Annotated in this window: 9 protein-coding genes; 2 read left to right on the forward strand and 7 right to left on the reverse strand. The window is 70.3% G+C overall.

The features are described from left to right. Window positions 1-134: 134 nt before the first annotated feature. The 4 genes from AGRA3207_RS14520 to ftsE form a co-directional block, all read right to left on the reverse strand. The gene (locus AGRA3207_RS14520) at window positions 135-2,024 is read right to left on the reverse strand and encodes a penicillin-binding transpeptidase domain-containing protein (RefSeq protein WP_231335156.1); all 1,890 of its coding nucleotides are present in this window, start codon (window positions 2,022-2,024) and stop codon (window positions 135-137) included. A gap of 65 nt (window positions 2,025-2,089) precedes the next feature. Continuing rightward, window positions 2,090-2,563: an SsrA-binding protein SmpB gene (smpB, locus tag AGRA3207_RS14525; protein WP_231335157.1), complete on the reverse strand. Its 474-nt coding sequence runs from the start codon at window positions 2,561-2,563 to the stop codon at window positions 2,090-2,092. Window positions 2,564-2,704: 141 nt separating this feature from the next. Next, the gene (gene ftsX, locus AGRA3207_RS14530) at window positions 2,705-3,610 is read right to left on the reverse strand and encodes a permease-like cell division protein FtsX (protein WP_231335158.1); all 906 of its coding nucleotides are present in this window, start codon (window positions 3,608-3,610) and stop codon (window positions 2,705-2,707) included. A gap of 160 nt (window positions 3,611-3,770) precedes the next feature. Then, the gene (gene ftsE, locus AGRA3207_RS14535) at window positions 3,771-4,460 is read right to left on the reverse strand and encodes a cell division ATP-binding protein FtsE (RefSeq protein ID WP_131944148.1); all 690 of its coding nucleotides are present in this window, start codon (window positions 4,458-4,460) and stop codon (window positions 3,771-3,773) included. Between the two features lie 430 nt (window positions 4,461-4,890). Between ftsE and AGRA3207_RS14540 the strand changes: the two genes are divergently transcribed. Further along, a complete protein-coding gene (locus AGRA3207_RS14540; RefSeq protein WP_067454033.1) occupies window positions 4,891-5,073 on the forward strand; it encodes a hypothetical protein in 183 nt (60 codons plus the stop codon). A 33-nt stretch (window positions 5,074-5,106) separates the two neighbouring features. Here AGRA3207_RS14540 and AGRA3207_RS14545 read toward each other — a convergent pair whose 3' ends face one another. Next, window positions 5,107-6,162, reverse strand: coding sequence for a DUF8094 domain-containing protein (locus AGRA3207_RS14545; protein WP_231335159.1), 1,056 nt, complete (start codon window positions 6,160-6,162; stop codon window positions 5,107-5,109). A gap of 130 nt (window positions 6,163-6,292) precedes the next feature. Between AGRA3207_RS14545 and prfB the strand changes: the two genes are divergently transcribed. Then, window positions 6,293-7,402, forward strand: a complete 1,110-nt coding sequence (gene prfB, locus AGRA3207_RS14550) for a peptide chain release factor 2 (protein ID WP_231335160.1) — start codon at window positions 6,293-6,295, stop codon at window positions 7,400-7,402. A 160-nt stretch (window positions 7,403-7,562) separates the two neighbouring features. Here prfB and AGRA3207_RS14555 read toward each other — a convergent pair whose 3' ends face one another. Beyond that, entirely contained in the window at window positions 7,563-8,531 is a 969-nt protein-coding gene (locus tag AGRA3207_RS14555) for a DUF8094 domain-containing protein (protein ID WP_231335161.1), read from the reverse strand. 656 nt (window positions 8,532-9,187) lie between these two features. Continuing rightward, window positions 9,188-14,077, reverse strand: a complete 4,890-nt coding sequence (locus AGRA3207_RS14560; protein ID WP_231335162.1) for an NAD-glutamate dehydrogenase — start codon at window positions 14,075-14,077, stop codon at window positions 9,188-9,190. Window positions 14,078-14,085 lie beyond the last annotated feature (8 nt).

A 14,085-nucleotide genomic window follows, 5' to 3' on the forward strand; every position in this document is an offset into this window, starting at 1 on the left:
CCGAGACGAGGCTCTGGTCTCATCACGGCGACTGGAACCCGCAACCCCCCAGGCGGAGCCCCAGTCACTTGGGAAGACGCAAGGGAGGGCACTGGAGGTTGCGTGCTCGGCGGTAAAGGGTTGCCAAAACCGGGTCAGGGGGTGCCTCTGCTGCCGGACGGGACGCCGCGGAGGAACGTGGCGGCGACCTTGGCGGCGGAGACGTGGCCTTCGAGGGCCACGGCGAAGGCGAGGTCGCCTCGGGAGCCCACGAACCAGGAGATCTCGCGTTTCTGGCCGCCCTCGGTGACGGCGGGCAGGGCGGCGACGCCGACGACGTCGCCGGACACGCGGGCGGGGGTGGCGAGGCCGGTCCTGATGGAGCGGGAGAGGAGCTTCTTGAGGCTGGAGATGGATTCGCGCTGGAGGTTGGTGGGCGGGACCTGGTCGGCCTTGGAGATGTCCTTGAGGATGTAGGGGGCCTTCCAGGTGCCGTTCTGGGCGGCGGCGGCGACCAGGGCCATGGCGAGGGGGCTGACCTGGACCTTGCCCTCGCCGATCATGGTGGCGGCCTTCTCGCCGTCGTTGGCGGGGGCCGGGACCGAGCCGGTGAAGGCGGGGACGGACAGCCCCCAGTCCTTGCCGAGGCCGAGACGGGACGCCTCCGCCATGAGCGTCTGCGCGCTGAGCCTGCCGCCGAGCTGGGCGAGGGTCGTCCGGCAGGAGTAGGCGAAGTGGGTGCCGAAGCCCCCGTCGGGGCGCGCCTTGTTGGTGAAGGTCAGGCCGCCGACGGTGACGGTGCCGGGGCAGGTCGTCTCGGTGGACTGGTTCATCCCGGCCTCGGAGAACAGGGCCTCGGCGGAGACGATCCCGAAGGTCATGCCGGGCGGGTAGCGGCCCTCGAACGCGAGGTTCCTGCCGCTGGTCAGGTGGTTGGACACGGCGAGGACCTCGCCGGTGCTCGGGCGGAGGGCGACGAGTGAGCCGGTGACGGGCAGGCCGGCGAGGGCGTTGTCGGCCCTGCGCTGCATGGTGGGCTCAAGGGTCATGCGGACGTCCTGCGGCGGCTGGCCCGGCCAGGAGCGCAGTTCCTCGGTGTTCTTGCCGGTCGGGTCCTGCGCGACGACCCGGACGGTCGGGGTGCCGGCCAGGCGGCGCTGCTGGAGGAGCTGGACGCCGCTGACGCCGATGGTGTCGCCGGGCTGGTAGGGGGCGCCGACCTGCTGGAGCGTGTCGGCGGTGGCGGGGCCGAGGCTGCCGATCAGCTCCGGCGCGTACATGGGGTCGATGGGGACCTTGACGGGCTCGAAGTGCAGCCCGTCGATCTGGCGGAGCCGCTGGATGAGCGCGTTGTGGTCGGGGACCTGGAGGGTCAGCAGCGGCAGGAACTGCTGCGGCGGCGCGGAGCGGACGCGGCCGAGCAGGCGCTCGGAGTCCAGCCGGCGGCCGCCGTCGATCTTGGTCTGGCGGGCGAGGCCGTCCAGGGTGCGCTGCTGGTCCGCGAGGCGCCCGGGGTACACGCCGACGTTGTAGGCCCAGACCTCGCGCAGGACGGAGCGGCCCTGGTTGTCGCGGATGGGGGCGCGTTTCGGGACCTCGGTCAGCACCGCGAGCCGCTGGCCCGGCTTCAGCTTCGGGTTGATGATGGACGGGTCCCAGACGACCTTCCACCTGCCGCCCTGGCGCCGCAGGTGCAGCAGGCCCGTGTACGTCCAGGGCTGGCCGTTCTCGCCGAGGTCGACCTTGACCGAGAAGCGGGCGTCGGCCTCGTCGCCCTTCTTGTCGATCGCCTTGACGTCGGTGTCCTGGCCGGGGACGCCGAGGGCGAGGCGCAGCGACGCGGCGTCGAGCTGGGCGCGGACCTGGCCGAGGGCGTCGGAGACCTCCTTGCGGTCGGCGCCGACCGTCCGCTTGGCGGCCGCCGGGTAGTTGCCGACCTCCCAGGCGATCAGGAAGTCGCGGACGGCGGGCATCGCGGACGGCTCCGCCCAGCAGCCCGTCGTGAGCGTGCCGACGAGCGCGCCGCAGGACGCGATCGAGATCACCCGGCGCCGTACGGTGCGCGTGCCCCGCGGGGCGCGTCCGTGACCTCGACTGAGCATCGACACCCTCACCGTCTCCTGAACCGGGCCGCCGCGGCCTTCTGCATCTCCCGGTCGGCTTCCCGCTTGGCGATGGCCTGCCGCTTGTCGTAGGACTTCTTACCACGGGCCAGGCCGATCTCGACCTTGGCCTTGCCGTCCTTGAAGTACAGCGCGAGGGGTATCAGCGTCCACCCGGGCTCGGACGACTTGGCGATGATCTTCTGGATCTCGCGGCGGTGCAGCAGCAGCTTGCGGCGGCGCCGGGGGGCGTGGTTCGTCCAGGTGCCCTGCGTGTACTCGGGGATGTGGACGTGCTCCAGCCACACCTCGCCGTCCATCACGTGGGCGTACCCGTCGGCGAGGGACGCGCGTCCGGCGCGCAGCGCCTTCACCTCGGTGCCCATGAGCACCATGCCCGCTTCCCAGGTGTCGTCGATGTGGTAGTCGTAGCGGGCACGCTTGTTCTGGGCGATGAGCTTGCGCCCTGTGTCGCGTGGCACGTGATCAGCCTCGGTCCTTGTCCGGCTCCGGTTCGTGCACCGGGCCCCTTCCCCGTCCGAAGGCGATCTTACGAGGACCGCCCCGGTGAGGTGGAACCGCTTTGTCCGACGGCCGGAACCGGCGGCCGGTTCGGCACCGGATCAGATCTTCAGATATCTCCGCAGCGTAAGGAACGACGCGATGGCGCACAGGAGCACGCCGAAGCAGATCGAGACGATGATCACGAAGACGACGTTGCTCCAGCCGAGCTTGCTGACGAGCTGGACGTCCTCGGCGAGCCGGTCGACGAGGAACAGCTTGCTGAACACCAGCAGGATCGAGGCGAACAGCCCGCCGATCATGCCCGCGATGGCGCCCTCCAGGATGAAGGGCATCTGGATATAGGTGTTGGACGCGCCGACGAGCCGCATGATGCCCGTCTCCCGGCGCCGGTTGAACGCCGACAACCGGACGGTGTTGCCGACCAGCAGCACCGCGGCCACCACCTGGATCAGGGCGATGAGCAGCGCGGCGACCTGGAGCCCGTTGAGGATCCGGAAGAACTTCTTCAGGATCTCCTGCTCGTTGATCACCGTGTCGACGCCCGGCTGGCCGAGCATCGCCTGGGCGACCGCCTTGTACTCCTCCGGGTTCTTCAGCTTCACCCGGAACGAGTCGGGGATGTCGCCCTCGCGGGTGCTCTCCACGAAACCGGGCGATCCGGAGAAGCGGTCCTTGAACCGCGCGTACGCCTGCTGCTTGGTCTCGTACTGCACGTTGGAGACCTGGGACATCTTCTCCAGCTGCCCCTTGAGCGCGTCCCGCTGCTCGGGCGTGACGTCACGCTTCTGGCAGCTCTGGTTGGAGCTGGTCTTGGCGCACAGGAAGATCGAGACCTCGATCTTGTCGTACCAGTAGCTCTTGGACTCGTCCACCTGGTTGCGCAGGAGCAGGCCGGTGCCGAAGAGCGCCATGGCGATGGCGACCGTGATGACGAGGGAGATGGTCATCGTCATGTTCCGGCGGAGACCGATCCAGATCTCCTGGAGAACGAACTGTGCGCGCATGCCTCGCTGTCCTTGATCGCCTGTGTTCCGCCGGAAGCGCGGGCGCGGTGCGCGCCCTGTGGGCCGTGTCGTACGTCTGGGCTGTCGTACGCCCCGGCGAGAATCGTTGGTTCAGATGGTCGCGGGACCTGCCCGGACGTGGCGGCGGGCCCCGGATGGGTCAGTAGGCCTGGCCGTACACGCCGCGCGACTGGTCGCGGACGACCCGTCCGTCCTCCAGCTCGACGACGCGTTTGCGGAACGCGTCGACGATCGCGGCGTCGTGCGTGGCCATGACGACGGTGGTGCCGGTCCGGTTGATCCGGTCCAGCACCTTCATGATGCCGATGGACGTGGCGGGGTCGATGTTCCCCGTGGGCTCGTCCGCCAGCAGGATCATCGGCCGGTTGACGAACGCCCGCGCGATGGCGACGCGCTGCTGCTCGCCGCCGGACAGCTCGTCCGGCATCCGATGGGCCTTGCCCTCCAGGCCGACCAGGTCGATGACCTCCGGCACGACCTTGCCGATGAAACGCCGCGGCTTGCCGATCACCTCAAGGGCGAACGCGACGTTCTCGAAGACGTTCTTGTTGGGGAGCAGCCGGAAGTCCTGGAAGACGCAGCCGATTCTGCGGCGCAGGTGCGGCACCTTCCAGTTGGTCAGCCTGCTCAGGTCCTTGCCCGCCACGTGCACGTGACCCTGGGAAGGACGTTCCTCTTTGAGGATGAGTCGCAGGAAGGTCGACTTGCCGGAGCCGGAGGGACCCACCAGGAACAGGAACTCGCCCTTCTCGATGGCGACGTTCACATGCTGCAGGGCGGGCCGGTTCTGGCTCGGGTAGACCTTGGTGACGTTGTCGAAATGGATCACGGCTGCATCACGGCGGTTCAGTCTAGGGGTTGGGGAGCGGCCCGTTCCGTGGCCACGGAACGGGTCCGTGGTCTGCGGCCTGGGTCGCCGGGCTTCACGGCCGGGTGGACCGCGGAGCCTGCGAGCAGTGTAGAGGGGACAGTCAACCACCTCGGCCCGCCCGGCGCGGGACGCTTGGCCGGGAGCGGCGACACGCCGGGAATGCGGGACGGCCCGTTCGTGGCCATGCGGTTCACTGCCATGCGACCGTCTCCCGACGTCGGGCCGTTTCGTACCGTCGAGCTCCCGGACTTGCCGGAACGACCATACAGTCCGGCTACGCTGGATGATGGCGAAAGATACCTAATAGGTCGTCGATCGACGTTCTCACCCCGCACGGACTCACCCCGCACGGACCCACGTGCCGTTCACGGAGATTGGGGCCCACGACATGAGCTGCGAACATCTGATCTGCGCCCGGTGCTCGAACCCGGTGGTCGAGGGGCGCTGCGCCACCTGCCGGGAGGCCCGCTCGGAGCTGCACCGCCACGGCCCTTCGATCCCGCCCGCGCTCGTCCTCGCGGGGCTGGTCGCCCTGCTGTTCGTCGCGCTCGTCCTGCAGAAGATCTACTAGGCGCGCCGGGCGCGCGGCCCCGCCCGCCCGTGGTCAGGGCTTGCGAGGCGGCGGTGTCGCCGCCTTGGCGACCGCGCCGTCATCGGCGACCAGGACCGCCTTGGGCTGCGCTCTGCCTTTTTTGGCACGCGGCGGGTCGTACGCCGCGAAATGCAGCATCGCCGTCGTGTCGATCTCGTTGCCCTCGACGGTGCCCTCCAGGAGATGCTCGGCCTCTGCCGGGATCTCCGGTTTGGGCGTCGCCGGGTCCTTGGCGATGAGCGAGGTGTTGCGGAACAGGGAGTACAGGACCAGCCCGCCGCCGCGGTCGGTGCGCAGCGCGAAGTAGGGGTACGGCGTGGCGGTGTAGACGACCTGGAGTGTGAGGTCCTTCTCCTTGGCCTTCTTCTTGGCGCGTTTCGCCTGCTGGTAGTAGCCGGTGGTGACGGGCCCCGGCCGCATCACCTTCGCCGCCACGCTGCCGCCCCCCTCGGCCGCGACGGTCGCCTGGATGCCGCCGACGTCCCGGGGCCGGATCAGCACCGAGGTGTCGTCGGTCCCGAGCGCCTCCGCGTACCCCTCCGGATCGATCACGATCTTGGGTTCCTTGGACTTGGCGGCCAGGAGGGTGGTCATGGTGACACGCCAGCGGTCGGACGGGCTGCGCAGCATGAACGCCATGAACGCCGTCCGGTCGCTTTTGGGCTTGCCCTGGACGGACCGGCGCACCGACGCCACGAACCACTGGGGATAGCCGTCCGGTTTCAGCTTCGGCACGTACAGGCGGGGCTTGGCGTAGACGAAGCGGCGGACCGGGTCGCCGTCGAAGGCGGCCTTGCGGAACTCGGCGGCGGTGAGCAGGGACTGCCCGTCCGACGTCCAGGTCAGGGCGAGCCGCTCGTCCCCGGCGGCGCGCGCCACGTCCTCGTCGATGACATAGGTGCCGAACGCCTTCTGCGCGACCTGCGGGGTCAGCGGGATCTTCGGCGGGGGGGACGTCGTGGGCATGGCGGTGGGCGGTGCCGCCTCCGGCTCGCCGTCCGCGCAGCCCGTGGCCGCGAGCGGCACGAGCAGCGCGGCGGCCGCGACCGCCCGAGAGATCCTCTGCACAGCCTCGTCCCCCGGCCAGGAAATCTTGACGCCGATCGTGACGATCAGCCTCCTAGGCCCGTGATTCTGCCATCCACAGCGTATTGTCAGGACGCTCGGGCACTCCCGGGACGGCGATAAGCTCGGGTGCGTGGCAGGCATCGAACCCGAAGAGCAGCTCAAAGAGCTCGGCTCGACACTCACCGGCATCGAGCAGGTGCTGGACCTCGACGCCATGCGGCGCGACATCGCCGACCTGCGCGAGCAGTCGGCCGACCCGGGCCTCTGGAACGATCAGGAACGCGCCCAGACGGTGACGCGCCGCCTGTCGTACCTGGAGAGCGAGCTGAGCCGGGTCGAGGGCCTGCGGCAGCGGCACGACGACGTCGCCACGCTCTACGAGCTGGCCCAGGAGATGGACGACGCCGACACCCGTGTGGAGGCCGACGAGGAGCTGGCGTCGCTGCACAAGGCCGTCCAGCAGCTCGAGGTCCGCACGCTGATGTCGGGCGAGTACGACGCGCGCGAGGCCCTCGTCACGATCAACGCGCAGGCCGGCGGCGTGGACGCGGCCGACTGGGCCGAGCAGCTCCAGCGGATGTACCTGCGCTGGGCCGAGCGGCACGGCTACCCGACGGAGGTCTACGAGACGTCCTACGCGGAGGAGGCGGGCATCAAGTCCACCACCTTCACGGTGAAGGCCCCCTACGCCTACGGGACGCTGCGCGGCGAGCACGGCACGCACCGCCTCGTCCGGATCTCCCCCTTCGACAACCAGGGCCGCCGGCAGACGTCGTTCGCCGGGCTCGACGTCGTCCCCGTCGTGGAGCAGAGCGACCACGTCGACATCGACGAGAGCGAGCTGCGGGTGGACGTGTACCGCTCGTCCGGGCCCGGCGGCCAGGGCGTCAACACCACCGACTCGGCGGTGCGGATCACCCACCTGCCGACCGGGATCGTCGTGTCCTGCCAGAACGAGCGCAGCCAGTTGCAGAACAAGGCGACGGCGATGAACGTGCTCCAGGCCAAGCTGCTGGAGCGCAAGCGGCAGGAGGAGGCGGAGAAGATGTCCGCCCTGCGCGGCGAGGGCACCAGCAGCTGGGGCACGCAGATCCGCAACTACGTCCTGCACCCATACCAGATCGTCAAGGACCTGAGGACGGGCGTCGAGGCGGGCAACCCCTCGTCGGTGCTGGACGGCGACATCGACGAGTTCATCGAGGCCGAGATCCGCTGGATGCGCCAGCAGGAGACGGCCTGACGCCGCGGCCATGCGGCACCCTGCTGCCGTGCGGCACCCCGGGGCCGTGCGGCAGGTGAGGTCGCCGCGGGCCCCGTGAGGACGGGGCCCGCCGGATGCCGGTAGCGGTCCCGCTGCAGCGGTCAGAAGAGCGGGAACGCCCCCGGGCACCCGACGGAGTTCAGGAGCCGCGCAGGGCGACGGCCTTGCGGTACATCCCGCCGACCGTCACACGGCCCTTGGGCGGGACGGTCGCCAGGTACTGCACCAGGACGGTGGTGTCCATCCGGTTCCTGGTGGCCCTGGCCGGGGCGAGCCCGACCAGATCACCGCTTACAGCCAGCGTCCCCCGATTCGGGGCGGAATACGCCTCGTTCTGCTTCAGGACATACCAGACGAGCGCTCCGCGGTCCCTGGTCCGCAGCGCATAGACCCCGTACGGCGCGGCGGAGAACCGCGACGACAGCGTGATGCCCCGCTTCGCCAGGGCCTGCTCACCATCGCGCAATGCCTCGAATGTCTGATGTGTCCGGGGCCCGTCGGCGAGCACGGACACGCCCGAGGCGCCCGGCCCCTCCGTCAGGAGCCTCGCGTGGACGCCGGGAAGCGCGGCGGGCGTGACGGCGAGGCCCTTGGAGCCGGGATCCACCGGCGTGGCGAAGCCGTCCGGGTCCAAGGCGACCCGGCTCAGCGCGGCCTCCATCGGATAGGGGTCGGCGGCCAGCAGCCACGGCGCCCCGGCCTTGGCCTGCGTGAACAGCAGCGCGTGCCGCACCGTCTGCTTGCCCGACCCGGTGGCGGCGTCGGCGGCGAACCAGCGCGGATAGCCGTGCATGCGCGGGATGTAGTACGCGACCTGGCCGAGCCTGAGGACCGGCGGACGCTGCCGGACGACCCTGCGCAGCCGGAACGACGCCGTGTCCATGGACAGCTGCGGATCGACCTCGATCCCCCTCAGCGCCACGCGGTCGAGCCGCCGTCCCGCGCGGTTGGCCCCCTCCGTGAACGACGCCAGCGCCTGCTGTGCCTGCGCCTTGGTGAGCGCGGGCGGATCCGCCCCCGCGGACGAACTGTTCCCGCAGCCCGCCGCCGCGAGGGCGGTGAGCAGGCAGGACGCCAGCGACAGGGCGGTGACGGCACGTGCGGGCATGGATCTCCCCCCGATGGAGACGACGGTCCGGTCCTGCGGAATCATCGCAGAGTGACTGGACGGTCACAGTACGAATGCCCAAACGTGACCCGCACGGACTGGGCGCGCCACAAGTTCCACCGGGACGTGAGGGTTCGCGCCCGTCCACCCTGCTCCCCTCGCCCGTGCACGGCGAGCGGGGACGGGCGTTCGGGGCGGTCGGCGCCGCGGGCTCCGCCGTCGGCCCCGTCGCGGACGGGCTGCTGACCGAGTACACGGACTGGCGATGGTGCCTGCACCATCAACGTCCCGATCGCACTGCTCGCCGTCGCGGGCACGGCTGGACGTCCCGGGCGCGGTGCTCAGGGCTTCGCCGCCGTCGTCTACGGCTTCAACGAGGCCGAGCCGCTCGGCTGGGACTCGCCGAAGGTGGCGGGACTCCTCACCGGGGGCGTCCTGCTCCTGGTGGCGTTCGCGGCGTCGAGCGGACCCAGACGTCCGGCCTCAACCGTCACGCGAGCGCGATGGCAGCCCGCGTGAGGCGATGCCGAAGGCGAGCCTCACGCGGGCTGATCGCGAAGCGATGACGCGCTCGCACAAGTACGGTCAGAGGGGCGAGCCGCCAGGCGAGCCCCTCTGGGCCGGGATTGCAATAAACACAGCCGGGGTTGCAATTATCACAGCGAGCTGGCGGTGACCAGGGTGCGGATCGCGCCTAGGGCGACGGAGAGGGTCGCCAGGTCGAAGCTGTCGCTCTCCCAGATCTCGCTGAGCGTCTGCTGGGCGCGCCGCACGGCGGTCCGGTTCTTGTCGGCCCAGCGGACGAGGCGGTCCTCGGGCTGCTCTCCCGGCTCGCTGGTGACGAGGACGTCCCGGGTGAGGGCGGCGTGCGCGGCGTACAGGTCGTCGCGCAGGGCGGAGCGGGCCATCGAGCGCCAGCGGTCGTCGCGGGGCAGGGTGATGATCCGCTCGCGCAGCCGCGCCAGCTGGAGCCGGTCGGCCAGGTCGAAGTAGACCTCGGCGACCTCCTCGACCGGGCGGCCCGTCTCGTGGGCGATCCCGACCAGGTCGAAGGTGGAGTAGGCGGCGACCAGCATGGCGCCCTGCTCGGCGAGGTCCTCCGGGACGCCGAGTTCGGCGAAGCCGTCCCTGCGCTGCTCGAACGCGGCGAGGTCGAGGCCGACCAGCAGCTTCGGGAGCCGTCCGCTGAGGGTGGCGGCGCCGCCGGCGAAGTAGTCGATCGTCTCGCGGATGTCGAAGGGGGGCCGCCGGTTGTGCAGCAGCCAGCGGGCGCCGCGTTCGGTGAGCTTGCGCGCCTCCAGCAGCATCGCGATCTGGGTGGACTGCTCGACCTGGTCGGTGAGCTCCTCCACCGACCGCCAGAACCGCGGCATCCCGAAGACCTCGCGGGCCACCAGGTAGGCGCGGGCGATGTCGGACGAGGACGCGCCGGTCTCCTCGTTCATCCGGAAGACGAACGTGGAGCCGCTGTTGTTGACCAGGTCGTTCACGACGGCCGTGGTGATGATCTCCCGGCGCAGGGGGTGGCGGTCCATGGAGGACCGGAACCGCTCGCGCAGCGCCGTCGGGAAGTACTCCACCAGCCAGGATTCCAGGTAGGGGTCGTCGGCGAGGTCGGAGGCGACGATGTCGGCGTCGAGGGTGAGCTTGGCGTAGGCCAGCAGGGTGGCGAACTCCGGGCTGGTCAGGCCGAATCCCGACTGGCGGCGCTCGGCGAGGGCCTTGTCGTCGGGGAGGAACTCCAGCCGCCGCTTGAGCCGCCCGTCCCGCTCCAGCTTGCGCAGGTGGCGGGCGTGGACGTGCAGCATCGCCGACGCCTGCGCGCGCGCCGCGGCGAGCACCACGTTCTGCGCGTAGTTGTCGCGGAGGACGAGCCGTCCGACCTCGTCGGTCATCTCGTAGAGCAGGGTGTCGCGCTGCTTGCGGGTCAGCTCCCCGTCCCGGACGACCTGGTCGAGCAGGATCTTGATGTTGACCTCGTGGTCGGAGGTGTCGACACCGGCGGAGTTGTCGATGAAGTCGGTGTTGACCAGCGCCGGGGTGCCGCGCCGCTCGCCCTCGCGGGCGAACTCGATGCGGCCGAGCTGGGTGAGGCCGAGGTTGCCGCCCTCGCCGATCACCTTGCAGCGCAGTTCCTCGCCGTCGATCCGGACGGGGTCGTTGGCCTTGTCGCCGACGTCGGCGTTGTTCTCGATCGACGCCTTGACGTAGGTGCCGATGCCGCCGTTCCACAGCAGGTCCACGGGGGCCTTCAGCACGGCGCGGATGAGTTCGTGCGGGGTCATGGCCTTCACCCCGTCGTCGATGCCGAGGGCGGCCCTGACCTGGGGGCTCAGCCTGATCGACTTGGCGGTGCGGGGGAAGATCCCGCCGCCCTTGGACAGCAGCGAGGCGTCGTAGTCGGCCCAGGAGCTGCGCGGCAGGTCGAAGACGCGGCGGCGCTCGGCGAACGAGACGGCCGGGTCGGGGTCGGGGTCGAGGAAGATGTGCCGGTGGTCGAAGGCCGCGACCAGCTTGATGTGCTCCGACAGCAGCATCCCGTTGCCGAAGACGTCGCCGGACATGTCGCCGATGCCGACGACGGTGAAGTCCTCGCGCTGGATGTCGGTGCCGAGGGAGCGGAAGTGGTACTTGACCGACTCCCACGCGCCGCGGGCGGTGATCCCCATGGCCTTGTGGTCGTAGCCGACGGAGCCGCCGGAGGCGAACGCGTCGCCGAGCCAGAAGCCGTACTCGGCGGCGACGCCGTTGGCGATGTCGGAGAACGTCGCGGTGCCCTTGTCGGCCGCGACCACGAGGTAGGTGTCGTCGCCGTCGTGCCGGACGACGTCCGGCGGCGGGACGACCTTGCCGTCGACGAGGTTGTCGGTGACGTCGAGCAGCCCGGAGATGAAGTCCTTGTAGCAGGCGATCCCGGCCTGCATGAACGCCTCGCGGTCGGCGGCGGGGTCGGGCAGCTGCTTGCCGACGAAGCCGCCCTTGGCGCCCGCGGGGACGATGACGGTGTTCTTCACCGCCTGCGCCTTGACCAGGCCGAGGATCTCGGTGCGGAAGTCCTCGCGCCGGTCGGACCAGCGCAGGCCGCCGCGGGCCACCGACCCGAACCGCAGGTGGACGCCCTCGACCTTCGGCGAGTACACGAAGATCTCGTACATGGGGCGGGGCTGGGGGAGGTCGGGGATGCCCTCGGGGTCGAACTTGACCGCCAGGTACGGCTTGCCCTGGTAGTGGTTCGTCCGCAGCGTCGCCTGGATCATCGCCAGGTAGGCGCGCAGGATGCGGTCCTCGTCGAGGCTGGCGACCTCGTCGAGCTTGCCCTGGAGTTCCTCGGTGATGCCGAGGCCGCGCTCCTCCTCGCCGCCGGCGAGCGCCGGGTCCAGGCGGCTCTCCCACAGCCGGACGAGCAGCCGCGTGATCTGCGCGTTCCGCAGCAGGACCTGCTCGATGTAGCGCTTGGAGAAGCTGGTGCCGGTCTGCCGGAGGTAGAGGGCGTAGGCGCGCAGGATCATCGCCTGCCACCAGTTCAGGCCGACGTGCAGGACGAGGGCGTTGAACCCGTCGTTCTCGATCCGGCCCTCCCACAGCGCCGTGAACGCGTCCTGGAACAGGCCCTTGATGGCCTCCTCGGAGACGTCCTTCGGCGGGACGTACCGCAGCCCCAGGTCGTAGATCCAGAACCGCTGCCCGTCACGGCTGTTGATCTCGTAGGGGCGTTCGTCGATGACCTCGACGCCCATGTTCTGCAGCAGCGGCAGCACCCGCGACAGCGAGATCGGCTCGCCCAGCCGGTAGATCTTCAGGCGCCGCTCGCCGGGCCCGGCGCTGTAGGGCTCGTACAGGTTGATGGAGGTGTCGGAGTCGCCGGTCAGCTCGTCGAGGCGGCGCAGGTCGGCGACGGCGGTGCGGGCCGGGAAGTCGGCCTTGTAGCCCTCGGGGAAGGCGTCGGAGTAACGCCGCGTGAGCGTGCCGGAACGTTCCTCGCCGCACTGCTCGACGATCGCGTCGGCCAGGTCGTCGGCCCAGGAGCGGGTCGCGCCGGCGAGGCGCGCCTCCAGCTCGTCCACGTCCACGTCGGGCAGCGGGCGCCCGCGCTCGCCGCGCACGACCACGTGCAGGCGGGCGAGCATCGATTCGGTGACGTTCGCACTGTAGTCGACACTGACGCCCTCGAACGCGCTGCGCAGTATCTCCTGGATGCGCAGCCGGATCCGTGTGGTGTAGCGGTCGCGCGGCAGGTAGACCATGCACGACATGTAGCGCCCGTACAGGTCCTTGCGCAGGAACAGCTTGAGCTGGCGGCGCTCGCGCAGCCGCAGCACGCCGAGGGAGATCGGCAGCAGGTCGTCGACGGAGATCTGGAACAGCTCGTCGCGCGGGTAGCTCTCCAGTATCTCGATGAGGTCCTGGCCGTCGTAGCTGTCGGGGGTGAACCCGGCGCGCTCCAGCACCTCGTCCAGCTTGCCCTTGAGGACGGGCACGTGCGCGATCGACTCGCTGTAGGCGACGTGGGTGAACAGGCCGAGGAACCGCCGCTCGCCGACGACCTCGCCCGACTCGTCGAACTTCTTCACCCCGATGTAGTCGAGGTACAGGGGCCGGTGGACGGTGGAACGGGAGTTGGCCTTGGTCAGCACGAGCAGGTGCTTCTCGGTGGCCTTCTCGCGGACCTCGGGCGGCAGGGAGGCGAAGCTGTCGGACTCGCGTTTGTCGTTGCGCAGGATGCCGAGGCCGGTGCCCGGCTCGGGGCGCAGCCCGAGCTGGCCTCCGGCGGCGTGCTGCACGGCCTCGCCCGTGCTCTCCTCGCCGCCCTCGGTGAGCGTGTAGTCGCGGTAGCCGAGGAAGGTGAAGTGCCCGTCGGCCAGCCAGTCCAGGAGCTCGACGCCCTCGGCGATCTCCTTCTCGGCGATCGGCGGGGGGACGTCCCGGATCGCGGCGGCGATCTCACCGGCCCGGGCCCGCATCTTCGGCTCGTCCTCGACGGCGACCCGCACGTCCTGGAGGACGCGCAGGAGGTCCTTCTCCAGGACGGCGAGCCGCTCGCGGTCGCTCGTGCGGTCCACCTCGATGTGGATCCACGACTCGTCGATGTCGGTGGCGCTCTCCAGCTTGCCGCGGAACGCCCGCAGGTGGCCGGCGACGTCGCGGTCGACGCCGAGCAGCGGGTGGACGATCAGGTGGGTGGCGAGCTGGTGCCGGCTCAGCTCCATCATCACCGAGTCGACGAGGAAGGGCATGTCGTCGGTGACGACCTGCACGACGGTGTGGCCGGGGTCCCAGCCGTTCTCCTCCAGCGTCGGGGTGAAGACCCGCACCTTCGCGCGTCCCTGCGGCCGCTCCTCACCGAGCAGGCGGTGCGCCGTCGCGGGGCCGCAGATGTCGGCCGGGTCCCGGGACAGCAGGTCCTCCGGCGCGACATGGTGGTAGTAGAGGCGCAGGTAGGCGAGGGCCTCCTCCACGTCCCCGGCACGTCCGCCGGGGCGCTGCGCGCACGTCTCCGCGGCCCGCCGGAGCCAATCGTCCTTCGCCTGGTCGAGCTTGCCGCCCATCAACAACT

The organism is Actinomadura graeca (assembly GCF_019175365.1).
Taxonomy (GTDB): domain Bacteria; phylum Actinomycetota; class Actinomycetes; order Streptosporangiales; family Streptosporangiaceae; genus Spirillospora; species Spirillospora graeca.